General features: G+C 31.8%; 21 protein-coding genes. 15 read left to right on the top strand and 6 right to left on the bottom strand.

Annotated features, from left to right (window positions below; all coding sequences use genetic code 11):
• Window positions 1–959 (top strand): T9SS type A sorting domain-containing protein (locus tag H526_RS29310; RefSeq protein WP_035085769.1); only part of this gene is annotated, 959 nt, incomplete at its 5' end.
• A gap of 297 nt (window positions 960–1256) precedes the next feature.
• Here H526_RS29310 and H526_RS0115725 read toward each other — a convergent pair.
• Window positions 1257–2510: an ABC transporter permease gene (locus H526_RS0115725; protein ID WP_027393892.1), complete on the bottom strand. Its 1254-nt coding sequence runs from the start codon at window positions 2508–2510 to the stop codon at window positions 1257–1259.
• 139 nt (window positions 2511–2649) lie between these two features.
• Between H526_RS0115725 and purH the strand changes: the two genes are divergently transcribed.
• From purH to rodA, 6 genes are all read left to right on the top strand, one after another.
• Window positions 2650–4182 (top strand): bifunctional phosphoribosylaminoimidazolecarboxamide formyltransferase/IMP cyclohydrolase, encoded by a 1533-nt coding sequence (gene purH, locus H526_RS0115730; protein WP_027393893.1) that lies wholly within the window; start codon window positions 2650–2652, stop codon window positions 4180–4182.
• A 43-nt stretch (window positions 4183–4225) separates the two neighbouring features.
• Window positions 4226–5254: a rod shape-determining protein gene (locus tag H526_RS0115735; protein ID WP_027393894.1), complete on the top strand. Its 1029-nt coding sequence runs from the start codon at window positions 4226–4228 to the stop codon at window positions 5252–5254.
• 136 nt (window positions 5255–5390) lie between these two features.
• Window positions 5391–6218: a rod shape-determining protein MreC gene (gene mreC, locus H526_RS0115740; RefSeq protein WP_027393895.1), complete on the top strand. Its 828-nt coding sequence runs from the start codon at window positions 5391–5393 to the stop codon at window positions 6216–6218.
• Window positions 6211–6717 (top strand): hypothetical protein, encoded by a 507-nt coding sequence (locus H526_RS0115745; RefSeq protein ID WP_027393896.1) that lies wholly within the window; start codon window positions 6211–6213, stop codon window positions 6715–6717. The genes mreC and H526_RS0115745 overlap by 8 nt, the downstream gene beginning before the upstream one ends.
• Window positions 6714–8582, top strand: coding sequence for a penicillin-binding protein 2 (gene mrdA / locus H526_RS0115750; protein ID WP_027393897.1), 1869 nt, complete (start codon window positions 6714–6716; stop codon window positions 8580–8582). The genes H526_RS0115745 and mrdA overlap by 4 nt, the downstream gene beginning before the upstream one ends.
• On the top strand, window positions 8582–9835 hold the full coding sequence (gene rodA, locus H526_RS0115755) for a rod shape-determining protein RodA (RefSeq protein ID WP_027393898.1): 1254 nt from the start codon (window positions 8582–8584) through the stop codon (window positions 9833–9835). Before mrdA ends, rodA begins: the two co-directional genes overlap by 1 nt.
• Window positions 9836–9868: 33 nt before the next feature.
• On the opposite strand, the gene H526_RS0115760 is transcribed toward rodA, so the two are convergent.
• Window positions 9869–10669, bottom strand: coding sequence for a DNA/RNA non-specific endonuclease (locus H526_RS0115760; RefSeq protein ID WP_027393899.1), 801 nt, complete (start codon window positions 10667–10669; stop codon window positions 9869–9871).
• A 457-nt stretch (window positions 10670–11126) separates the two neighbouring features.
• On the opposite strand from H526_RS0115760, the gene H526_RS0115765 reads away from it, so the two are divergent.
• Window positions 11127–12722: a vitamin K epoxide reductase family protein gene (locus H526_RS0115765; protein ID WP_027393900.1), complete on the top strand. Its 1596-nt coding sequence runs from the start codon at window positions 11127–11129 to the stop codon at window positions 12720–12722.
• Between the two features lie 178 nt (window positions 12723–12900).
• On the top strand, window positions 12901–13080 hold the full coding sequence (locus H526_RS0115770) for a hypothetical protein (protein WP_027393901.1): 180 nt from the start codon (window positions 12901–12903) through the stop codon (window positions 13078–13080).
• A 78-nt stretch (window positions 13081–13158) separates the two neighbouring features.
• Here the strand turns inward: H526_RS0115770 and H526_RS0115775 are convergent, their stop codons facing one another.
• The 3 genes from H526_RS0115775 to H526_RS0115785 form a co-directional block, all read right to left on the bottom strand.
• Window positions 13159–15651, bottom strand: coding sequence for a hypothetical protein (locus H526_RS0115775; protein WP_027393902.1), 2493 nt, complete (start codon window positions 15649–15651; stop codon window positions 13159–13161).
• 242 nt (window positions 15652–15893) lie between these two features.
• Entirely contained in the window at window positions 15894–17006 is a 1113-nt protein-coding gene (locus tag H526_RS0115780) for an ABC transporter permease (protein ID WP_027393903.1), read from the bottom strand.
• Between the two features lie 9 nt (window positions 17007–17015).
• Window positions 17016–19151, bottom strand: coding sequence for a carboxy terminal-processing peptidase (locus H526_RS0115785; protein WP_027393904.1), 2136 nt, complete (start codon window positions 19149–19151; stop codon window positions 17016–17018).
• 170 nt (window positions 19152–19321) lie between these two features.
• On the opposite strand from H526_RS0115785, the gene surE reads away from it, so the two are divergent.
• The 6 genes from surE to H526_RS0115815 all read left to right on the top strand — a co-directional run bounded on the left by surE (window position 19322) and on the right by H526_RS0115815 (window position 24900).
• A complete protein-coding gene (gene surE / locus H526_RS0115790; RefSeq protein ID WP_027393905.1) occupies window positions 19322–20104 on the top strand; it encodes a 5'/3'-nucleotidase SurE in 783 nt (260 codons plus the stop codon).
• The gene (locus H526_RS0115795; protein ID WP_027393906.1) at window positions 20097–20378 is read left to right on the top strand and encodes a hypothetical protein; all 282 of its coding nucleotides are present in this window, start codon (window positions 20097–20099) and stop codon (window positions 20376–20378) included. The genes surE and H526_RS0115795 overlap by 8 nt, the downstream gene beginning before the upstream one ends.
• A 22-nt stretch (window positions 20379–20400) precedes the next feature.
• Complete coding sequence (lpxB, locus tag H526_RS0115800) at window positions 20401–21510, top strand: lipid-A-disaccharide synthase (RefSeq protein WP_027393907.1); 1110 nt, start codon at window positions 20401–20403, stop codon at window positions 21508–21510.
• 11 nt (window positions 21511–21521) lie between these two features.
• Window positions 21522–22037: a C40 family peptidase gene (locus H526_RS0115805; protein ID WP_027393908.1), complete on the top strand. Its 516-nt coding sequence runs from the start codon at window positions 21522–21524 to the stop codon at window positions 22035–22037.
• A 92-nt stretch (window positions 22038–22129) separates the two neighbouring features.
• Window positions 22130–22687: a hypothetical protein gene (locus tag H526_RS0115810; protein ID WP_027393909.1), complete on the top strand. Its 558-nt coding sequence runs from the start codon at window positions 22130–22132 to the stop codon at window positions 22685–22687.
• A gap of 170 nt (window positions 22688–22857) precedes the next feature.
• Window positions 22858–24900 (top strand): ComEC/Rec2 family competence protein, encoded by a 2043-nt coding sequence (locus H526_RS0115815; protein WP_027393910.1) that lies wholly within the window; start codon window positions 22858–22860, stop codon window positions 24898–24900.
• A gap of 16 nt (window positions 24901–24916) precedes the next feature.
• Here H526_RS0115815 and H526_RS0115820 read toward each other — a convergent pair whose 3' ends face one another.
• The gene (locus H526_RS0115820; RefSeq protein WP_081415638.1) at window positions 24917–26200 is read right to left on the bottom strand and encodes a serine hydrolase domain-containing protein; all 1284 of its coding nucleotides are present in this window, start codon (window positions 26198–26200) and stop codon (window positions 24917–24919) included.
• Window positions 26201–26228: the final 28 nt, after the last annotated feature.

Raw genomic sequence — 26228 nt, forward strand, 5'->3', positions numbered from 1 at the left:
ATGATGGTGGAACTGCGAATGGTGGCGATGATACCTTTGCAACACAACAATTCACTATTACTATAAATGCCGTAAACGATGAACCAAGTTTTACTCCTGGAGCAAATGAAACTGTTAACGAAGATGCGGGTGCACAAACTGTAAACGGATGGGCAACCGCCATTGATGATGGAGATTCTGAAGCCATGCAGACGCTTACTTTTACAGTAACCAATGATAATAATGCACTATTCAGCATTCAACCGGCTATTGATGTATCTGGTAACTTAACATATACACCTGCTGCTAGCGCAACTGGAGCAGCAATAGTAGATGTAATACTATCTGACAATGGAGGAACTGCAAATGGTGGTGATGATACTTTTGCAACACAACAATTTACAATTACAGTTTCAGATATTACACCTCCTATGGTAAGCATTACTTCTTCAGAACCTAATCCTACAAACAACTCCTCATTTGAAATTACTATAAATTTTAATGAAGATATCACAGGTTTTGATATTAGCGATATCATTGTTGGAAATGGTACAGCTGCTAATCTTTCTGGAGGAGGATTATCCTATACAGCTACAATAACAGCAACTACACCAGGAACAATAACCGTAGATATTAACGCAAACAGTGTAAATGATCTTTCAGGAAATGGAAATATCGCTGCGACTCAATTCAGTATCGTATATGATAATTTACTAGATGTTAACGACGAAACTCTAGTAAATGGTCTTACTGTATATCCTACTCCTTCCAATAATATTATAAATATCACAGGAGCAATTGATTTAGATATAGAGCGTACTGAAATTTTTGATATTCGTGGAAAATTAATTCTTTCGCAAAAGTTAGATCCTAGTAGTATTATAAACACTATAGACATCTCTTCAATACCTTCTGGCTTGTATTTAATGAGAATATATTCAAAAACAAGTTCCACAATGAAAAGGGTAATGAAAAAATAAAACTATTTCACTTTAATAAAAAAAGCCGAAGTAAGACTTCGGCTTTTTTGTTTTATATTTTTTGAAAATTTAGATAAAATTTATTGATTAATACAAACAAGTATTTCTACCTATTTCACAACCTCCTTATTCATAGTACTTTTACCCTATGATAACAGTTATAATGACCCCAAAGAAAAAAAGAAATATTATTATGAAGCTAATTCCTGTTGCCGTATTGGTAATTATATTAATTGCCCTAGTAATGAATATTTATCTATTGCTTCGGTTTGTGTAGTGCAAAAATATATTCACTTTCTACATGCCAGTTCTAATTGCTTCTACTGGATCTAATCTAGCAGCCATCCAAGCAGGAAAAATACCTGCAACAAGACCTATTAAAGTCGACCAAAACATTCCCCAAAACATATTGGAGGTAGAAAGTATAAACTCGAAATCACCCGTCATGCTAGAGGCACCTTTAGAAATCAACCACACTAATATCAAACCAATTAATCCTCCAAATACAGCCAAAATAACTGCCTCGAATAAAAACTGAAGTAATATAAATTTTCTTTTAGCTCCCAGAGCTTTCTGAATTCCTATAAGGTTCGTTCGTTCTTTTACACTAACAAACATAATATTAGCAATACCAAAACCTCCTACTAACAGAGAAAACATACCTATAAAACCACCTATTTGAGACATCGTCCCTGTTATGTTATCAATAAAATCGGTAAAACCTTGTAATTGATTTACGAAAAAATCATCTATTTCATCTGGCTTTAAACCTCGATAAGAACGAACCTTTTGAGTCAAAGAAGCTACAAATTCAGGTACATCGCTACCTGATTCTGGCTTGATTATAATCATTGGAAATGTAAACTTATTATTATCTCCATAAAGTCTTCTCACTATATTAACAGGTAATATTGCAGCAGTATCTTTAGAACCGCCAAAAAGACCACTCCCCTCTTTCTTTAAAACACCAATTACCGTAAATTTTCTACCATAAACACGAATCTTTTTTCCAATTGGATCACTCGACCCAAAAAGACTATTGGCTATTTCATCACCAATTACAATTACTGGAGCTCCTCCTACCGATTCTTGTTCATTATAAAATCTTCCTTGGACTACTTGTAACTCCTCGATATCATAATAATCATTAGTAACGGGTACCATATCGACATTACTAATACTCTTATCATTATATTTTAGAGTCTCTTGTCCAACATTTAATAAAAAACTTGCTGCTTTTAAATCAGGCATAGTTCTTTTCACATGCTGATACTCTTCAAAAGTTACATCCGGAAACTGTTCTCTTTTCCAATCAGGAACTTGAGTAGGACCAAAAGAAATCCTAGTAAGATATATAGTACTATTATCTAAAGAACTTATACTTCCTTTTATTTCTTTCTCTAAAGAATCTACAGCGGCAAGAACCCCAATAATGGAGAATATACCAATAGTAACTCCTAACAAAGAAAGAAAGGTTCTTAATTTATTGTTTCTAAGAGCGTTAACTGCAAAATTAAAACTCTCTTTTAGTACTCTAAGATATATAAGCATGTGCTATTTTTTGGACAATATAAAGATAGGACGTTTTCCTTGCAATTTTGTTACAAAATATCCAAAACAATTACGCGCAATGGGTTGTCTAATTGATAACTAAATTGCTACTTTTGCGTTTTACTAACTAAAAATTGTCATGAGCAACACAAAAACCGCTAAATCTGCCTTAATTTCTGTATTCAGTAAAGACGGGTTAGCACCTATCGTTAAAAAATTAGATGAACTTGGTATTACTATTTATTCTACTGGTGGTACTGAAAAATTTATAAAAGATCAGGGAGTGGATGTTATTCCAGTAGAAGATGTTACTTCTTACCCTTCTATTCTTGGCGGAAGAGTTAAAACATTACACCCAAAAGTATTTGGTGGAATCCTAAATCGCCAAAATAACGATAGCGATGTCGCAGAACTTGAACAATATGAAATTCCACAAATTGACATCGTGATTGTTGATTTATATCCATTTGAAAAAACAGTTGCATCAGGTGCGCCTGAACAAGATATTATTGAAAAAATTGATATCGGAGGAATTTCGTTAATTAGAGCTGCTGCTAAAAATTTTGCAGATGTAACTTGTGTAGCATCTGTAGAAGATTATGCTGAATTTTTGGAAATTATTTCAGAAGGCAATGGTAACATATCTTTAAAAGATCGTAAGCGTTTTGCTGCAAAAGCTTTTAATGTTTCTTCTCACTACGATAGTGCAATTTTTAATTATTTCAATACTGATCAAGAGATTGCGTCACTTAAGATTAGTGAAACCAAAGGAAAAGTATTACGCTATGGAGAAAATCCTCATCAAAAAGGGTTTTTCTTTGGAGATTTTGATGCTATGTTTGATAAATTACACGGTAAAGAATTATCATATAACAATCTTCTTGATGTAGATGCTGCGGTAAATTTAATGAGTGAATTTAAAAAAGAAGCTCCTACTTTTGCTATTCTTAAACATAATAATGCGTGTGGTTTAGCGCAACGTTCTACGGTTCATCAAGCATATGTAGACGCATTAGCTGGTGATCCTGTTTCTGCTTTTGGAGGCATATTAATCAGCAACTCTGAAATAGATGCTGCTACTGCAGAAGAAATTCATAAATTATTCTGTGAGGTAGTAATCGCTCCTTCATATAGTGATGAAGCATTAGAAATTTTAAAAGGGAAGAAAAATAGAATTATTTTAATTCAAAAAAATATAGCGTTACCAAAAACGCAAGTTCGTTCTTGTCTTAATGGTTCTTTAGTACAGGATAAGGATTTAAAAACGGATACTGAATCTGATTTAAATATTGCCACCAAAATTGGTCCAACAGAAGAACAGATTGAAGATCTACTATTTGCTTCAAAAATCTGTAAGCACACTAAATCTAATACCATAGTATTTACCAAAGGAAAACAATTATTAGCTAGCGGGACTGGACAAACATCTAGAGTAGATGCTTTAAAACAATCTGTAGAAAAAGCAAAGTCATTTAATTTTGATCTTAATGGAGCCGTTATGGCAAGTGATGCATTCTTCCCATTCCCTGATTGTGTCGAACTTGCGGACAACGCGGGTATCAAAGCAGTTATACAACCTGGAGGTTCTATAAAGGATCAATTAAGTATCGATTACTGTGATGCAAACGGAATTGCTATGGTAATGACCGGAACACGTCATTTTAAACATTAATTTTAGTACATTTACTCAATTCTAACCCTTTTTATCGTTTTATATGGGATTTTTCGACTTCTTTACTGAAGAAATTGCTATAGATTTAGGTACGGCAAATACCTTAGTTATTCATAATGACAAAGTGGTGGTGGACAGTCCATCCATTGTTGCCAGAGATATTATGTCTGGAAAAATAATTGCAGCTGGTAAAGAAGCTGCAATGATGCAAGGAAAAACACACGAAAATATAAAAACCATTAGACCATTAAAGGATGGAGTAATTGCAGATTTTGATGCTAGTGAAAAAATGATAAGCATGTTTATCAAAGATATTCCTGCTTTAAAGAAAAAAATTTTTACTCCGGCATTACGTATGGTTATTTGTATTCCTTCTGGAATCACAGAGGTAGAAATGCGTGCGGTAAAAGAAAGTGCAGAACGCGTTAACGGAAAAGAAGTATATCTTATTCACGAACCAATGGCCGCAGCTATTGGTATCGGAGTAGATATTATGCAACCTAAAGGAAATATGATAGTAGATATCGGTGGAGGTACCACAGAAATTGCTGTAATTGCCTTAGGAGGAATTGTATGTGACAAATCTGTAAAAATTGCGGGTGATGTTTTTACTAACGATATCATATATTATATGCGTACGCAGCATAACTTATATGTCGGTGAACGAACTGCAGAAAAAATAAAGATCCAAATTGGAGCCGCTACCGAAGATCTAGAGTTGCCACCAGAAGAAATGAATGTACAGGGACGTGATCTTCTTACCGGAAAACCTAAACAGGTTCAGATATCATTCCGCGAAATTGCAAAAGCTTTAGATAAATCTATTCTTAGAATTGAAGATGCTGTAATGGAAACATTGTCTCAAACACCACCAGAACTAGCAGCAGATATTTACAATACAGGTATTTACCTTGCTGGTGGAGGTTCTATGCTAAGAGGTCTTGATAAAAGACTTTCTCAAAAAACTGATTTACCAGTTTACATAGCAGAAGATCCTTTAAGAGCTGTTGTAAGAGGAACAGGAATTACTCTTAAAAATATTAATAGATACAAAAGTGTATTGATTAAATAATAGTTTTTCAGAAAAATTGTAAGCAGAATATACCTAAAATTAATTTTTAACGTTATTGTGCTTTAATTGTTTTTAAACAAGTGAAAAACACACTATAAAAACATAATATTATTAGAATTTAGTACCCCCATAAGACATGCAGCAGATTATTAATTTTTTAATACGGAACAAAAACTTCCTATTATTCTTGCTGCTTTTATTTTTCTCATTAATCCTTACCATTCAATCTCATAGCTATCACAAAAGCAAATTTATAAGTTCTACTAACTTTCTTTCCGGAGGTGTATACGGATGGAGATATTCCATAACTAATTATTTTGGCCTAAAAAACAAAAATGAACGTTTACTTGAAGAAAATGAATCACTTAGAAATCAACTTAGCTTATTAACTAAGGATACAATAGCAACAACATTTACCGACACTACTTCTTTTGGTAAACCCTATACCTTTATAAAAGGGAATGTTTACAAAAATGATTATAGCAAAGCTGATAATTATATTTTGATTAATAAAGGAGAGAAAGATGGTATTAAAGCTGATATGGGTATTATTACAGACAGGGGAATTGTTGGTATTGTAGAAAACACCTCTAAAAACTATAGCAGGGTGATTTCTATACTAAATACTAATTCTAGAATTAATGCAGGATTAAAAAAATCTAACCAATATGGATCCTTAGTTTGGAATGGAAAAGACCCGAATATAGTACAACTTGAAACAGTTCCGAGGCAAGCCATCTTAAAAAAAGGAGACACTATTATCACTAATGGACGTTCTACTATATTTCCGCGTGGAATAGGAATTGGAACTATCCTAAATTATGAATTAGATCAAAATCAAAGTTATTTTTTAATTGATATACAATTATTTAATGATATGACTGATATAGGCTTTGTTTATGCAATAAAAAGTAATGACGCCACAGAAATTAAGTTATTAGAAAACCCTAAAATAGATGAATAACAATGTTCTTTTATACATAGGTAGATTCTTAAGTCTGATTCTGGTTCAGGTTTTTATTCTTAATCATATAAATTTTTTAGGATACCTAAACCCATATATATACATTATTTTCATTCTACTTGCTCCGATAAATATAAATAAAAGTTTATTTCTTTTTTTAAGTTTTGTTTTAGGGTTAACCCTAGATTTATTTGGTGATTCTGGCGGTATTCACGCTACAGCCTGTATATGTATTGCATATTTACGTCCTGTAATTTTAAGATCTGTTTTTGGGTTGAGTTATGAGTTCCAAACAGTAAAATTAAGTAAAGTAGGTTTTGGGCAACGTTTAGCATACGTAACTTTAATAGTTTTCATACATCATATTATACTTTTTTCATTAGAAATATTTAACTTTTCTCATACACTATTAATTGCTAAAAAAACGTTATTTTCTAGTCTATTTTCAATTGTAGTAATTATGATTGTTTTAGTATTGTTTAGAAGGAAAGATTCATGAGAAAATTATTACTATATCTTATTATCATAAGCACTGGTGTTATATTTACAGCAAGACTCTTTTATCTACAAATTTACAATACATCCTTTGCCGCATTATCAGAAGATAATGCCATTAAAGTATTGTATGATTACCCGCAACGAGGAGCGATCTACGACCGAAATGGTAAACTTTTGGTTACTAACCAACCCTCTTATGATGTTATGGTAATACCAAGAGAACTAAAGCCATTTGATACTTTAGAGTTTTGTTCGATACTTAAAATAACGAAAGAAAAACTCGTAAAGCAATTAAAAAAAGCGAGAGTGTATTCTCCGCGTGTCCCTTCTGTAGTCATACCGCAATTAACTAAAGATGAATATGCATACCTACAGGAAAAAATGCGGAAATTTGATGGGTTTTACATACAAAAGCGTTCTCTAAGAGATTATCATACGGTAAACGCATCGAATGTACTTGGATATATTGCCGAAGTAAATGACGGATTAATAAGGAAAGATCCATACTACCTTTCTGGTGATTTAATTGGAATGCAAGGAGTAGAAAAACAGTATGAAAATCAACTTCGCGGAATAAAAGGAATAAAAAGAATCCAGAAAGATAGGTTTAATCGTGATATTGGTCCGTATAAAAATGGTAAATATGATACACTTCCTGTTAATGGTAAAGATCTTACGATAACTATTGACGAAGAATTACAGGCATACGGTCAAAAGTTAATGGAAAATAAACGAGGTGGTATCGTAGCATTAGACCCAGCTACAGGAGAAATTCTAACTTTAATTACCGCCCCAAGTTATAAGCCAGAATTATTAGTCGGAAGAAAAAGATCTCCCAATTACACTAGATTGCATTATGATTCTATTTCTAGACCCTTATTTGATCGTGGTGTAAAAGGTGAATATCCTCCTGGGTCTCCTTTTAAAGCAATTACTGCATTGATTGGATTGCAAGAAGGAGTTGTTGACACAAAAGAAAGTTTTTCTTGTAATCATGGATTTCGATATGGCAAAAAGGCTAAACTTGGTTGTCACTCCCATCGAAGTCCCTTGAGTATGATTCCTGGAATTGCTCAATCTTGCAACGCATATTTTGCCAACGTATACCTAAGAAGTATTAATAAGTATGACACTCCACAAGAAGGTATCGACAATTGGGAAAAACACGTAGAAAGTTTTGGACTAGGAAACTATCTAGGTAATGATTTGTCAAGCGGAAGTAAAGGTTTAATTCCAAATTCTAAATTCTACAACAGACAATATAATTACCCTAAATATAAGTGGTATCCAACCGCAACAATATCTAATGCTATTGGACAAGGAGAAGTGTTGGCTACGCCCATACAATTAGCTAATATGACCGCCGCTATAGCTAATAGAGGTTATTTCTATACACCTCATATTATCAAAGCTATTGACGGACAACCTATAGAGATTGAAAACTTTACCAAACCAAAATACACTACAATTGATAAGGAACATTTTGAGCCGGTAATCGAAGGAATGCACCAAGTATATGTACAAGGTACTGCAGCATCATTACAAGTAAAAGATATAGAAATTTGCGGTAAAACAGGTACTGCAGAGAACTACACTGTAATTGATGGAGAACGCATGCAATTAACTGACCATTCAGTTTTTGTCGCATTCGCTCCAAAAGATAATCCGAAAATTGCGCTAACTGTATTCATTGAAAATGGTTATTGGGGAGCTAGATATGCTGGTAAAATTGCTAGTTTAATGATAGAAAAATATATTAACCAATCTATCTCTAGAACCGATCTTGAAGATTGGGTGTTAACACACAGTCTTGAAGAAGAATATGCAAAACCATATAGTGGGGAACCTTTTAAAATCAATCAATAATGGCTAGATCGGCGGTAGGAGCAATAGATTGGCTAACTGTACTTTTATTTTTATTATTGATAGGTTTTGGTTGGGTTAATATATACTCTGCTTCTTATGGTGATGAAGTTTTCTCTATAACTGATTTTACCCAACCCTATATCAAACAATTGTATTGGATTGTACTAAGCATTGTTATCATAGTTATAACACAAGCAATAGAAACTAAATTTTATGAACGATTTGCTGGCTTGATCTATGTAATATCGTTAGTATCTTTATTAGGACTTTTTTTATTTGGAAAAAATGTAAATGGAGCCACTTCTTGGTACGCATTTGGCCCCGTAGGATTGCAGCCATCAGAATTTGCAAAAGCCGCAACTGCATTAGCACTTGCCAAATTCTTAAGTGATATGCAAACCAATATTAATTTAGTTAATCACCAACTAAGAGCATTTTTAATTATAACATTACCTGCATTAATAATCATACCTCAACCCGATCCTGGGAGCGCATTAGTTTATGCAGCTTTTTTCTTTCCTTTATACAGAGAAGGACTAGCAGCAACATATCTAATTATTGGAGCTTCTGCCGCAGCTTTGTTTATTCTCACTTTGTTGTTTACTCCTTTATGGGTTGTTCTCGGTATCGCAACTATAATGCTGCTAATTCTTATTAGAAATAGAAAACACAAACCAAAATACGCTAGATACCTATTAACAATTATTGTAATTACTGGATTTTGTTTCTCTGTAAACTATATTTTTAATAATGTTTTTGAACAAAGACATCGTGACCGTTTTAATATCGTTTTAGGAAAGGAAGTAGATGCTAAAGGTATTGGATATAATACCAATCAGAGTCAAATAGCTATAGGTAGTGGAGGCTGGACAGGAAAGGGCTGGAAAGAAGGAACCCAAACCAAAGGTGGTTTTGTGCCAGAACAACATACGGATTATATATTTACAACCGTTGGAGAAGAATGGGGTTTTCTTGGTGCCACTGCAGTAATTATACTTTTTATTGGACTTCTTATAAGACTTTTATATCTAGCAGAAAGACAGAAATCACAATTTAGCAGAGTTTATGGATATAGTGTTGCAGGAATATTATTCATCCATTTTGTTGTTAATGTAGGAATGGTAACAGGCTTACTGCCTACCGTTGGAATCCCATTACCGTTCTTTAGTTATGGTGGATCGGGATTATGGGGCTTTACGTTGTTACTTTTTATTTTCATTAAGCTTGACTCTAACAGAGTAAATGAATGGTAAAACCAGCATAAATCAATAGTTCTAATTAAACCATTAAAACCTCCAACCATTTGCAGCAGAAGATGCCTCTAGCTTATTCTCCAAATCATCAGATAATTCTGGGAAAAAATCAATTCCCGACAATTTCTCAATACTATCGGTGGTAACAACAAAACTAGATAATCGCTTATTCGTATCTTTATTAGGAATTAAAAATGCAACCATTTTTGGTTTTTTAGAACTGTAATCCAAAATTACCTTGTAGAAATATTTCGGTACAGAAACTGCTTCATATCCAATTGTCTTAAGATCATCTGTCAAAATCCCTCCGGTTATTACATAAACCCCATTATATATTTTTGCCCAATACCTCGTTTTTTGTTCTAATTGGTTCCAAATCCCAGCATTAAACTCATGATTTTGAGGAGAAATGTTTGATGTTAGAAAAGTTTCTTCAAATGCATCATAGGTAAATCTTCTATCCGATGCAGGGCAAAGGTGACCTTTATCATATCCAGTATTTTTATAATTTCTCCAATCTGCAGATGAAGACCTAACCTTATCATCAACTTCAAAAAAAGGTCTTTTAAATTCATTTTTAGAGAGATGCTCTTTTTTTAACTCATAAGCCACCCACTCTGGTTGTTCGTGTTTTTCAGAATAGGACAATATATAATTATCGTGAGAGATTATTGCATTCGTTGTAGATGTTGGAAGATAGAAAAAACCCAATTCTTTATCTTCAATCTTTCCATTAGTATAATCACCTTTCGTTTCGTCTAGGTATTTTTCAGTATAATAGAAACTAACCGTAACAATCAAAACCATCAACGGATATATATACTTTCTTTTCAAATTTATCTTTTTTAATTATTCACAGATTGATTGCAAAAGTATCAAATTCGAATAACTATAAAATATCATATAGTACAAAGAACAGAAATTGATAAAAAATAGATCATTCATTGCTTCGAACCCGCTATTTAATATGACAAATTAAACTTTAACATAAATTAATGAACACCTCTTTTGAATACCCCGAAAACACCTAAACAATTAAAAATTAATACTTTAACTCTTTAAATTAACATAAATAAATTATAAAATTACGGTTATTCCACTTCTATTTTATGTAATATCCTCGTCCGGAAAATGTTTTAAAATATCTAATTTAGGAAGCTTTTAATTCTGAATTGAAATTTCATTTTTTTTATTATTAATGAAAAATTATAGATTTAAGTAGATATAGGGGAATCAACTTATATTATCTTTATCAGAAGAAAGCACGCAAAACAAACATCTTAAAGGATTCATGAAAAATAGTATTGAAAAAATAGTTGAAACAGTTCTAATCCAAAACAGGATTAATAATTATGATAAAAAAGATTTAGAACTACAATTACAAATACATCCCAACTATCCAAGTTTTCAATCAATTACTGATACTCTAGATTATTTTGATATAGATAACATAGCAGTAGAAGTTCCAATTGACGCTTTAGATCAATTACCAAAAAGCTTTGTTTCTCTAGTAAAAAAAGAAAATTCTGAAGAAATTGTTTCGATAATTAATAAGAATGGGAATATTGAACTTAAACACACGGATCTCGACACTAAGAAGTTTACGCATGAAGAATTTAAAAAAATATGGGTTCCTAAAGTAATCGCAGTAGAACATAATACCGGAAACAGTGCTCTTTTTTCAAAAGAAACACTTGTACAAAATATTCTTTTTGGAGGTCTTCTACTAGGTGCTTTGACAACTCTTGTTTTTAGACCTTTTGATCTTTACCAAATCCTATTTTTGTTATTATCTATTTCGGGTATAATTTTCAGCTTATTTGCAGTTAGAGAAAGTCTTGGTATTCAATCCAACACAATGCATCAATTTTGCACTACTGTTGGAAATTCCAACTGTGGTGATGTAATAAATAACAACACTGGTAAATTATTTAAAGATTTCTCCTTAGCAGATGCTAGTATTGCTTTTTTTGGGATTCTTATAATATATCAGCTATTTTACGGATATAATAGCACGCTATTGCTACCGACACTTATAGGAATTCCTTTTATTATTTACTCTATCTATTCACAAGCTTTTGTAATCAAAAAATGGTGTGCTATATGCATTGCTATAAGCGCTATATCCTCTGGTTTAATCGCTATAGCCTTATACAGTTTGCCTTTTAGCTTTTCCCTAGTATCCATAGCCTCTTTTATTATGATTTCTGCTCTAGGAACACTTGCTTATATGCACGTAAAACAAAGCATGGTAGAAAATAAAGATTATAAAAATGAAAACATAAAACTCAATCAATTTAAAAGAGATCGACAAATATTTGAACATTTATTAAGCTTATCAGAAAAAGTAACTGACAATAGTACAATTACCAATGAAATTATATTAGGTAATCCGAATTCAAAATTTAAAATCATCAGCTTAACCAATCCTATGTGTGGTTATTGCAAAGGTGCTTTTGAAGCGTATGCAAGAGTATTAAGAACAATGAGTGATCAACTTCAGATAATCATACGATTAAAAGTTTCCTTAGACGATCTTAATAATCAAGCTACACAGATTAGTTTGCGCTTAATGGAAATATACCATACCGATGGATCGAGTAAGTTTATAGAAGCTTACAGCGAATGGTTTAATGATAGAACACACAGTAATTGGATAAAAAAATATGGCGCACCGAAAAACAATATGCAACATGTAGAAACCTTAAAAACACAATCTAAATGGGCGGAAAGCAATAATTTGTTTTATACTCCTGCTTCCTTAATGAACACATCTATTTACCCTAAAAAGTATAGCTATGATGAGTTCTTCCATTTCACTAGTATGATGATTGAAAACCAGCAAGAACCTGATTATAACGTGGAACAAAAACCAGTTGAGGCTTAATCAATCACATAAAGATTCTTTTAAAATAGAATCAAGACAACCTTTTCTAAATAGAAAAGTTATTTAATAGTAAAAAGACGTATTAAAAACTCTTTTTCTTCACACACTCACTCAGACATTCCCCGAATGTCTTTAAACTTTCGGGGAATATTTTTTTAACTCTTAAAACCTAAATATTATGAAACAAATTAAAAAATTAAAAGGAGCAAAAACTCTTTCTAAAAAACAACAACAAGATGTTAATGGAGGTATTTATGTATTAACTAACCAAAGTAACAGAAGAAGACGTTGTGATCCGGCACTAAGTTGCTGTTATCACAATGGATATACTTGGGTACAAGGACCTCCTTGTTTCTAAAATTTATTTAAACTTATTCAAATAAACCCAAAAGGCTACTTAATCAAGTAGCCTTTTTATAATACGCAGGAAACTTTTTTAGTTTAACTCCAAACGCGCTATTGAGAAATTGTTATCAAATATATCTCGTAGCTCTATGACCTTTATCTGCTTAATCTCTTCAGGCATTCCGTAATCTTTATATAAGGTACATTTAACAAAACGTGGGATTTGATTATTTTTTTCTTCAACCTCATAACCTTTAATATTTATCAACCAAATTCCAGGATCACTTTCTTCTAGAACAAACTCTTTAGTATTATATCCCTGAACACGTTCTTTTAATAATTCTTTAGGCTGAGAATTTAAAGTATGCTGCCATGTAAAGTATTTTTTATTTGGATTTACAAATTGAATTTCAAATTCACTAAGGGGGTCATTCCATTCAAAAACAATTCTTCCATCTAAATCCTGCGCTTTACTATAAAACGAAGGATGTAAATCCCTATAATCTAAATCTATTTTATGTTTTGTCACTAAATATTTTACTTCCGTAACAGCAATTTCTAAAACAGTATCCCCAAAGACTACTCCGGGAATTTTGTTATCTAAAATCAACTTATATAAAGAGAATGCTTTCTCATATTCACCAATAGAGGTATAACTTTGAGCAAGGTCCATATAAGATTGCGATCTTCTTGGTTCCAATTCTCCTATTCTTTTATAAATTTCATGTGCTATTCCGAATCTCCCATTCTCTTCAAAAATAAAAGCAATACTTCTTAACGCTTTTGAATTATGATTTGCAATAGATATTGCAATATTCAAAATATCATAGGCATATTCCTCATCCCATTTTTTAAAATAAATAAATGCCTCCTTGTAAAAATTTACGTTTAATAAATTTAACTCTAATTCTTTTAAGTAAACAGCTTTAGCTTCCTCAAAAGATGACGAGTTTTCCAAATTTGATGCAACTGTCTTAAAATAAACAGGTGCCTCATATCGTTTTGCTAAACCATCATAGTCATTCCCTTCTACCAATAAAGAATTTACTATTTCTTTTTCCTCTAAAAGTTTTCGATTTTGCATGGCTGATTTGGTTGTAATATACAACACTCCATTTCTTCCATTACTTCCATAAACTGTATTACCCGCAAGACCAGGAACATAAGAAATGTTTGCCACAATACTAGGACTAATTAGGTTTGTATCACCAACGAATACAGCTCCATCCAAAACAACAGCTATTTTGTTAGAAAGAGTAAAACTAGAATGACCTCTACCTATACCAGTGCCTACAGAAAGACCCGGAAACTTTCCTCTAATTAAATCCTCAAAAGTTAATGCAAACTTATTAAATTCATCAATACCCAAAGACCGAGCTGAATATCCCAAGCTTCTCTTTTTCTGGGGACCAACCCCTAACCCTGACACAATTTCCTGATCTTCTTTGCTATAAGAATTAACAACTACTTCCGATAATGAATCATACTTTAATTTTAAAAATACATTTATTTTTTGTGGATTCTCAACCTTTATATTTTTTGACTCGGTAAACAAGGACCTAAATTCTAGTACATCTCCAGTTATAGCGGCTATGTTAAAAGATCCATCTCTATTTGTTTGTACATAACTTAATTTATCTTTTATTCTTACCTCACAACCCTGAAAAGGTCTACCTAATAAGGTTACAACCCCTGTTACCTTAGACTCTTCAACAACTCGCTTTTTTACATCTCCAGCATCCCCCATATTCAATACATCTAATAAAAAACCTATCGAATTAAAGGGTAGTATCTCCCAACTATCTTGACTTGTGGACTTTACAAAAGATGTCCCTATATCAGTAGACATTATGAATTGCAACTGATTTCCTTTAACTCCAAAGCTTTCTAATCGTTCTATGCCAACAATCACCTTCGGACTGGATATTACTTCTTTTGCATTAATAGCTACTAATTCTTCACCTTCTTTTCTTTTAATAATATGATATATCGATTTTACTATTTTTTTACCGGGGATATTATCTGGTCCAACATCATATATATTAATTCTTACTAAAGTACTGTCAGCTTTATGCTCTGCAATTCTAAACTTTAATTGTTCTAAACTAGTAACATTAGATGAAAGATCTATCAAACTAGCCAGCTCTGCTCCTTTCTTATCTTTTTCCGACCAACCAATGGTAACTTCTGAATCAGCTACTGATCCAACATAATCTTTAACCAAACTATTTTCAGAAAGATGTCTCAAATTTTTATTTTCATCAGACAGTTTCGATAAGTAAAGTACTTTAGTCTTATCCAAAACAGATTGTAATCTAGAGAAAGCTATACGCAAAGGATAATACCCTTGAGCGGAAATCTGCAAGGTATCTTTATTAGTAACATGGCTTTCCATAAATGAAAACTCAAAATACCCCTCTTTATCTGTTACTGTACCTACTCCCCTATCTATAAAACCAACATTAGCATATGCTATAGGTGTTCGCAAAACTCTATCAAAAATTAATGAACTTAGTTCTACTTTAGTCTGACTGCAAAGTATCCCCGAATACATCATTATAAAAACCAAAATTATTTTTTTCATATCCCCTACTTTAATATTGAATCTTTTTCATCTAAAACTTTTAAATATTTATTATATTCAAACAAGTCTATCCTATTAAAAACTTAAAGTAATTTGTTACAAAAGACATATCAAAAAGCAAGAATGACAGCCCTACAATATATACTTTTCTCTACATTAGTAAATATAAATATAATCAATCAAAAAAAAAGTTAATCACTTGTTAATCAATATTTTTTTACCCGAAGTTTGCGATGTAAAAATTATCCTTTTACATCTAAAGCATCTCGCAATGCATTACCAATTAACATAAATGCCATTACAAGGCTCATTATTCCCAAGCCAGGAATAATAGCCAAATATGCTTTGCCTAAAATAATATATGAATAATGATCTTTAATCATTGCTCCCCAACTAGCCATTGGAGGTTGTGCTCCAATCCCTAAAAAGCTTAACCCACTTTCTATTAAAATTGCTGCAGCAAAGTTAGCCGCAGAAATCACTATTACTGGCGCTAAGCTATTTGGTAAAACATGTTTTGTAATTATTCTAAAATCATTAAAACCTAAAGCCTTTGCCGCAGTAACATATTGCATTTGTTTTATACTTAAAACTTGCCCTCTAACGACTCTTGCTACCTCTACCCACATTGTAAGACCAACAGCAATAAAAACCTGCCAAAAACCTTTCCCTAAGGCTAATGTGATAGCAATAACAAGAAGTAAAGTTGGTATCGACCAGGTTACATTAATCAACCACATAATGAGCACATCAACTTTCCCACCAAAATACCCAGCAATAGCTCCTAAAGATATTCCTAATATTAAAGATATAAGCACAGCAACAAAACCTATTGAAAAAGAAATACGAATACCAATTAGCATCCTACTAAGCATATCTCTACCATATTTATCAGTACCTAAAATAAAAGTGCGATCACTAATAAAATTTTGCTCTATTTCTTTATTGTTATGTTCCTCAGGAAAGCTTTTAAGTTCAATACTTTTAGAAATTCCGATAAGTTCTCCTTCTGTGTAAGGAATAACTTTAATAATATCTTTATCAAAACTAAAAGATTCTATAGGAATCTCTGTATCCATATTTTTTGTACCAAAAAACATCTCACTAAAATAAGATTGATCAGATACACTGCCAGACGGTATGGTTAACATTTTTACAGAAAAGCCTGGGCTTTTTGAATGAATGGATAAATGCATTTGATTTGCATTCTTAGAACTATCAGGCGCTAGCACATACGCTAAAATTGCGATAAGTGCACAAATCAAAATAAACCAAAAACTCAAAACGCCCCAAAAATTTTTCTTAAATCTTTGGAGCGCTAACTTTGTCAGTGAATTTGATGTAGTCTGTTGCATTAAAGCAAATTAGTTCTTCAACGTAAGTGGATTTTTAGATCTACGAATATTATTAATTTTCATATCCTCTAAAACACTCAACGCTTCTTCTACATATACATCTTTACTTAAGCTTTTGTGCCATCTGTTTCTTTTTTCTTCAAGAATTGAATCTTTCTTCATTAAATCCTTTTCGTATGGTAAAGATTCAAAAGTCAAGTTCGTCTTATAATCATTAAGACGATCAAAACGTTCTGCTTGTTTTTCGTTCAATTCTATATTCGCTTTGTACTTACTATAATTTAAAGAGTACTCATTTACATCTCTCTTCTCACGCACCCATTTTGCATTTTCTTCTATCAATTTTAATTGATCATTAGTTGCCATACGAGCTTTACTCTTATTGATAGTTTGATCAAAATCTATATATCCATCCCATAAAGTATAATCAGCTGCTGGAATCTTATCCCAAGGCAATGGGTTTTCTTGATCTTTTTCTCCTATATCAATATAGCTGTAACGATCTGGAACAACAACATCACTTTTTACACCTTCTAATTGAGTAGATCCACCATTTACTCTATAGAATTTTTGTGTAGTTAGTTTTAACGCACCTAAATCTCCAAAGTCATTACTTCTCATCCATCGATTTAGATCCATCACATTCTGTACAGTTCCTTTTCCATAGGTTTGTTTACTCCCGATAATAATTGCCCTTTTATAATCCTGCATAGCAGCCGCTAAAATCTCGGACGCAGAAGCAGAAAGTTCGTTTACTAAAATAACCAATGGACCATCCCATAAAACATTTCTGTCTTTATCACTTAAAACTTCAGGAGATTCCCCTTTTGTTCTTACCTGAACAATTGGTCCTTTATCAATAAATAATCCAGCAATATCAACCACAGTCTGCAAAGATCCTCCTCCATTATCTCTTAAATCAATTACAAGACCTTCCATCTCTTCTTGTTTAAGACGTATAATTTCTTGTTTTACATCTTTTGCAGCATTACGTTGATTATAGTCCTGCATATTAAAATAGAATTTCGGTAAATTTATTATTCCAAAATTCTTTCCGTTTTTCTTAACCACAGAAGATTTAGCATAGGTTTCTTCTAATTCAACAACATCTCTAACGATTTCAACATTTTCTATAGTTCCATCTACTTTCTTTACGGTAAGAACTACCTTAGTTCCTTTAGGTCCTTTAATAAGACTTACCGCATCATCTAACCTCATTCCTACGATACTAACAGGCTCAACTTCGTCTTCTTGTTTTACCTTCATAATGAAATCTCCAACTTCTACTTTATTTCCTCTCCAAGCTGGACCTCCAGAAATAATTTCAATGATTTTTACATTATCATTTTTCTTTTGTAGTCTTGCTCCTATTCCTTCTAACTTACCAGACATAGCAATATCAAAACGATCTTTATCTTGAGGAGCAAAATAGTATGTATGAGGATCAAATTCTTCTACAATTGAGTTTATATAAATAGAAAACCAATCTTTTCTTTCTAAGTCATCAGCAAATTCGAAATATTCTTTTAATGATGTTGTAGTTATATCACGAGATTCCTCTTCTAAAACAACCGCAGACTTTCTCTTAAACTCTTTGTTTTTTGTAATGGAATCTATTTGTTCATCTACTTTATCATAGTAACTAGATAAAGCATTAAACTTAAGTTGTAGCCTCCAACGATCTCTCATTTCATCTTTATCACGAGCATAAGAAAGTTTTTCATAATCTGTATTAATCGACTCTTCTTTTTCAAAGTTAAAAGGATGTTCTAAGATTTCTTTATACAAAGATCTTGCTTCAGTCATTCTATGCTGCAATCTTTCGTACGTTAAATTGAAAAAATCAATCTCCTTATCTCTTATCTGATCGTCGATTAAGGTTTCAAATTTTCTAAATTCTTCAATATCGCTCTCATAAAAATATCGCTTCAATGGATCTAAAGCATCAATATAATCAACAAAAACATTCTTTGAGAAATCATCATTAATATCCTTTGCATCGTAATGCCCCTTACTTAGCACATAACTAATAAGGTCGATTAGTATTCGATCCTTATCAGGGTCATTATCAATTTTTGTTGTAAAGCTACAAGACGCAGCTGATACAATTACGGTAAGCATCAATACCAAAAAACTCTTTTTCATACGCTCATTTTTAATTTAGGGGTGTTCCGGCAAAATACATTAAAAATCGTGCCAATAATAGGTAATATTACTAAATTTTTCTTAAAAGAACTAATAATGTACACTACTGATTACTAATAATATATTTAGAATAAAAAAAATGTATTTTTACCAGTGAAAAAAATAATCCTATGCCGCAAAGAAAACCCTTGATTTTAGTCACCAATGATGATGGCATAACAGCTCCTGGAATTCGGACTTTAATTAGCATAATGAATGAAATTGGCGATGTATTTGTTGTTGCTCCTGACAGTCCACAGAGTGCTATGGGTCATGCTATTACAATAAACAACACCTTGTACTGTGATCCTATTACTATTGACAAAGACGGACCGCAGAGGGAATATAGTTGTTCTGGAACACCTGTGGACTGTGTCAAAATGGCAACAAGACAAATTCTAGATAGAAAACCGGACTTATGTGTAAGTGGAATTAATCACGGTTCTAACTCTGCTATCAATGTTATCTATTCTGGTACAATGAGTGCTGCCGTAGAAGCTGGAATTGAAGGAATTCCTGCTATTGGATTTTCATTACTTGATTATAGTATGAATGCTAATTTCGAACCTTCTAAAAAATTTATAAAAAATATTGTAAATAATGTGCTTAAGAATGGATTGCCAAAAGGTATTGTCCTCAACGTTAATATCCCAAAATTAGAAGAAGAAAACATTAAAGGCATTAAAATATGTCGACAAGCTAATGCGCATTGGGTAGAAGAGTTTGACAAAAGAACAAATCCTATGGGTAGAGACTACTATTGGCTTTCTGGGAAATTTATTAATGAAGATAAAGGAGAAGATACTGATGAGTGGGCTCTGCACAATGGTTACATCTCTATTGTTCCCACAAAATTTGATCTTACCGCACATCATTTTATACAAGAATTAAACAACTGGTCGTTACATGATTAAAAAAGAAATTCTATTCGGTTTTGTTACTGGAATACTTGCCAATGCAATTGGAATAATTTTATACATATTGTTATTTTCTGAATTAAGTATTAAAGAAACTTTAAAAGCAGCCCAGCAAAATAATTTTTTAGGAAATTTGATTGCTTTAGGAGCCATTCTAAATCTTATTATTTTCTTCCTATTTTTAAAACAAAACAAACCATATAGAGCGCGTGGCGTACTTCTTGCTACTTTAATTGCTGCAGTAAGTATTGCGATTAGTAAGTTTAGTTAACACACGACGAAAGTATATAGAGATGAAATATTATCTTATTGTAGGAGAAGCATCTGGTGATTTACACGGTGCAAACCTTATGAAATCTATTCTTAAAGAAGATCCCGAAGCAGAATTTAGGTTTTGGGGAGGAGATTTAATGCAATCAGTGGGAGGTACCATGGTTCTGCATTATAAAGAAAGAGCCTTTATGGGATTTTTTGAAGTTATTCTAAATCTATTTAAGATTTTAGGTTTTATAAAACAATGTAAAAAAGACATTGAGCAATATAATCCAGATGCATTAATTCTAATCGACAATTCAGGTTTTAATCTTCGTATTGCCGAATGGGCAAAACCAAAAGGCTATCTAACACATTATTACATAAGCCCCCAAGTATGGGCATCAAGAGCTGGAAGAGTCAAGACCATTAAAGCCAATGTTGATCATATGTATGTAATATTACCTTTTGTCTCAGATTTTTATAAAAAATATGATTACGAGGTTAATTTTGTTGGACACCCACTTATCGATGCTATTGCGGATCATACTCAAGTAATGCCAGATAATTTCAAAAAACAATATCATTTAGATGAGCGCCCGATAATTGCAATATTACCAGGAAGTAGAAAGCAAGAAATCAGAAAAATGCTTGAAGTAATGCTCAGTGTGGTGGATGATTTTCCTTCTTACCAATTTGTTATTGCTGGAGCTCCTAGTCAAGACGAAAAATTTTATGAGCCATTTATAAAAAAGGAAGGGGTACATTTAATTATGAATCGCACCTATGATGTTTTAAGTTTGAGCAATGCTGCTTTAGTAACTTCTGGAACAGCAACATTAGAAACAGCTTTATTTAAAGTTCCACAGGTGGTATGCTATAAAGGAAATACAATATCATACCATATTGCCAAAAGAATTATCAATCTAGAATATATTTCTTTGGTAAACTTAATAATGGACAAACCTGTGGTTAAAGAGTTAATTCAAGGTGATTTTAATAAAAAACAATTAAAAGAAGAGCTTACGAAAATATTAGATGATTATAAGAGAGCCGTAATGTTCTTAGAATACTATGATTTAGAAAAGAAACTTGGTGGTAAAGGAGCTAGTGATAAAACTGCCAATTTAATTGTAGAAACTATAAAATAAAAAGCCCCAAAATGAATAATAAGTTATTTTATTTTTTACTTGTAGCATCTATTACACTCACCTCTTGTGGAGGTGCTAAAAAGAGAAGTACTGTTTCAAGAAAAACCGAAAACACATCTAAAACTAAAAGAGTAACACCCAAAAACAAAAAGATCAATAGTATTATTGATTATGCCAAGACATTTGAGGGTACTCGATATAAATATGGTGGCACTACCAAAAAAGGAATGGATTGCTCTGGGTTAATTTACACATCTTTTAAAAAGGAAGAGGTTGTCTTACCGAGAACCTCTAGAGCTATGTCTGTTCAAGGAAAAAAAATATCTCTAAAAAATGTTACTGTTGGAGATCTTTTGTTTTTTAGAACAAACAAAAATAAAAACGCAATAAATCATGTTGGCCTAGTAGTAAAAACTGGAAAACGAATAGAGTTTATTCATGCCTCTACATCTAAGGGAGTTACTATATCAAGTTTAGATGAAAGATATTGGAACAATTGTTTTGCCGGAATTAGGAGAATCTTATAAAATTATTTTCTGTTTTCTTACTTTTTTACTTTATTGACCTTAAATTCCCCATAATTATTTTAAATTAGTGTATTAAAAATCATTCATTTATCATGGAATACTCATTAGATCCCTTAGAAGTAAAAAAAGTTATTGATGCTAAAGTAAATGGGCAAGAATTTGATGAGAATCAGTTCATCTATTATCATCTTAATAGAAATCTTTTTAATGTAAAAAAAGAGGTTACTACATTAACTCATTATATGGGTAATAAGTTTCGAGATAATAAAGGATATATATGGGAAGAAGCTCCTAGGTTTAAGAACTGGTATCACACACCTAAATCTAATTATTTTGGAAGCTTAGTCGGTATGAAACCATATAGTCGAAAATTTTTGCGCCCAGATAAAGAGACTGGTATTGGAGGTGAATTTGAAATGATTATTCGTCATGACGGAAAACGAATAGATGCACTAACACACGAAGGATATCAGGAAACATATAATTTTGGACCTACAAATAATTCAAAATTACATATTCTCCTTGATGTAGATCCACATGGACCACATCCCGATTACACAGTAAAAATAGACACTGGTAAAGTTACTATAAAAGACAAGAAGAGAGAACTTTCCGGAGCCATTAGAAGAAGAAACCGAATAAGAAAATAATTCTTTTCAATTTTACCTTTAGCAATTTCTTTACAAAACCTATCAATTCTTAAGGGAATCATGTTTTAGGTTAGCTTAAAATACCAAGAAAACAAAAATCTACAGGTAACATATTTAGTTTATACGACACGATTAGTTATAGGTCCTAAAAGCCTATTAATTATCAATAGGTGTATAAATTACGTAACATTCCATTTTTATTCTTAACCCTTTCCTTGATTACAGGAATTATTATCGGTCAATACACTACTATTGGATTGAGATTTATTCTTATATGTCAAATAATTGCAATACTAGGACTACTAAGTTCCTGGTGGTATGCAAAAAAAATATTCAGAAGCTCTATTAGTTTCAGTTTTTTGGTAGTTATTACTTTTACAATGTTTGGGATTACTATGGTTAAAATTAATAATCCAAAAAATAACTCTGAACATTACACCCATCTAATTGAACAAGACAACAATCCGACGGTACTAAATTTTCACATAAAGGAAAGACTAAAACCAAGTACATATTATGAAAAATATATTGTAAGTCTTTCATCAATAAATAAAGAGAACGTTAATGGAGAATTTCTATTACAAATAGTAAAAGATAGTGTAAATCATAAATTGATAACAGGTGACTCCTATATTACATTTAACACTTTGGAGTCAATACCTACTTCTTTAAATCCGAATCAATTTGATTATGCTAACTATTTAAAGCAACAATATATTTTTCATAAAATAAGTTTAGAGCACAAAGAATTAATCCCCACAAACTCTCCTGTATTTTCAATTTACCGAATTGCACATAGCATTAGAACGGATATATATCAAAAACTCGCATTGTATAATTTTAGTAATAAACAATTATCTATTCTTAACGCACTCCTTTTAGGTCAAAGACAAGATATAGATTCTGCCACTTTTAAAGATTATCGTGATGCCGGAGCCATTCATATATTAGCTATTTCTGGATTACATATTGGAATCTTATTAATTATTCTAAGTTCGATACTAAAACCTCTTGATTACTTTACTAAAAATGGTAAAGTGGTTAAAACCATATTCATTATTTTACTTTTATGGTGTTTTGCTATTATCGCAGGTTTATCTCCCTCAGTACTTAGAGCAGTAACCATGTTCTCTTTTGTAGCTATAGGAATGCATATTAGATCAAAAACAAGCATTTACAATTCTTTAATTGTTTCCATGTTTATTCTATTATGCTTGCGTCCGTTATTATTATTCTCAATTGGATTTCAATTAAGTTATTTAGCAGTATTTTCAATAGTTTGGATACAACCATCATTGGTTAAATTATATACTCCTAGATTCTTTATTGATAAAAAACTATGGGAAACTCTTACAGTTACAATAGCAGCACAACTTGGTTTATTACCGCTATTACTATTCTATTTTCATCAATTTCCTTTACTATTTTTTATTTCTAACCTTATAATCATCCCTTTTTTAGGAATTATTCTCGGATTAGGAATAATAGTAATATTCTTAGCAGAAATGCATTTGTTAACAGATTGGATAGCCCTTACATTTGGAAACTTTATTAACCTAATGAATTTTATTGTTCATAAAGTTTCTGAACAAGAAAAGTTTATAATAACAAATATTTATTTTTCATCCAAAATGCTGATTACAGCATATGGTTGTATTATTTCTTTAATATTCTTACTCAAGAAAAGATGTGCCATAAGAGTTTTGACTGTATTAATAAGTAGTCTTCTTTTTTTATCAACTGTAATTTATGAAAGACATCTAAATCTAGGTAAAGAAGAACTCATTATCTTCCATAATTATCGGAACTCTACATTAGGCGTTTTACAAAATCAATATCTAAGATTATTCTCTAAAGATTCTATTTCCATTAGCACTAAAACGTACTTATTAAAAAACTATCTAATTGAAAATGATTCCAAACTTCTCAGTACCGAAAAGCTAAATAACATCTATTATTATAAGACTAAAATAATATTAGTAATTGATAACTCTGGAATCTATAAACTCGAAAAATTACACCCTGATATAATTGTTCTAACTAATTCTCCAAAACTTCATATTGAGAGAATGATTCAAACCTTACAACCAACACTAATCGTTGCAGATGGTAGTAATTATAAAAGTTATCTCGATCAGTGGGAAAAGAGTTGTTTAAAACAAAACATCCCTTTTCATCGCACAGACAAAAAGGGAGCTTTTATATTGAACTAAAATTTTATAAATTATTCTAGAAATCGGATACCTCTGCAAGTAATTCTTCTACTGGAATATCCATTACTTCTTTTACAATTTTATGGATATCTGGGACAACAGTCCTTGCTAATTTTGTTGGACTATTAAAAAGAATAGTTATTCCGAGATCCTCTTGTGGAAAAATAGCTATTTCACTTCTAAAACTATTTACATGACCACCGTGATGAATCATTCTGCTTGATTCCCCTGTTTTTCTATTTTTAAAATCATGAATACGCCATCCATGTGCATATTGAGATTCTTTATGACCCGCCCATTTCTGGTAATATTTACTTTTTCCTGGTAGATTAATTATTGGATTAAAAACTTTATTTAATCCATCCGAATTCATTACACTAGGATTATGTCCTAATAAAAATCGCATCCATTTCGCCATATCAGCTACACTGGCATTTACGCCTCCAGCCGGAATTGCGTTGTAGTATTTTTGATTAAGTTTTAGAGATTTCCAGCGTCTACCATATTTTCTATGTGGCATTGCTACATTAGAAGCGGTTTTTAAAGAATTATGATCTGTAGATGCATTATACATGTTTAGTGGTTCAAAAATCTTTTCTGCAATCGCTTCTCCATAGGACTTCCCACTCACCTGCTCTATCATTGCTCCACTCAGAGCAAATACTGCATTTTGATAACTATAAATATTGCCTGGTTTAGCTATAGTTCTGATACTTTTAAACTGACCCGCTATGGTATTTAAATCAATCCCATCTTCTACCAAATTTGTAAAGCTATGATATGGTAAGCCAGAAGAATGAGATAAAATATGTGATAAGGTTACACTGTCTGTCCATTTCTTATTAGCCAACTCAAAATTAGAAACATAATCATGTACCTTATCCTCCCAACTAAGCAAACCTTCTTCTACATATATTCCAGATAGTACTCCAGCAAAACCTTTAGAAACAGAACCTATTCTAAAAATGGTTTCTTCGTCTATCGTTTCTTTTCGTGAAGCATTTCTTTTTCCAAAACCACCTAAATAAATAACAGAATCACATTTTACAATACTAACTCCTGCTCCTACAATTTTGTGTTGTTTTAATGCTTTATCAAAATATTTCTCTACGGCTTCAACTAACAGCTCTTTCTGTCTATCAGATATTGGATTTTTAAAAAAATCTACCGAAGCTTGTACTTTTACTGGTTTTAATTCTTTAGTCGTTTTGGTCTTCTCTATTTTATTAGCAGAGATAAGAGGGAAAAGCAATGCAATTAACAGCAACATTGAAGGGGCAATGATGAAACGTTTTTTCATATCAGGTTAAGCTCTAGTAAAATATTAA

The sequence above is a fragment of the Aquimarina latercula DSM 2041 genome (genome assembly GCF_000430645.1).
GTDB classification, from domain to species: domain Bacteria; phylum Bacteroidota; class Bacteroidia; order Flavobacteriales; family Flavobacteriaceae; genus Aquimarina; species Aquimarina latercula.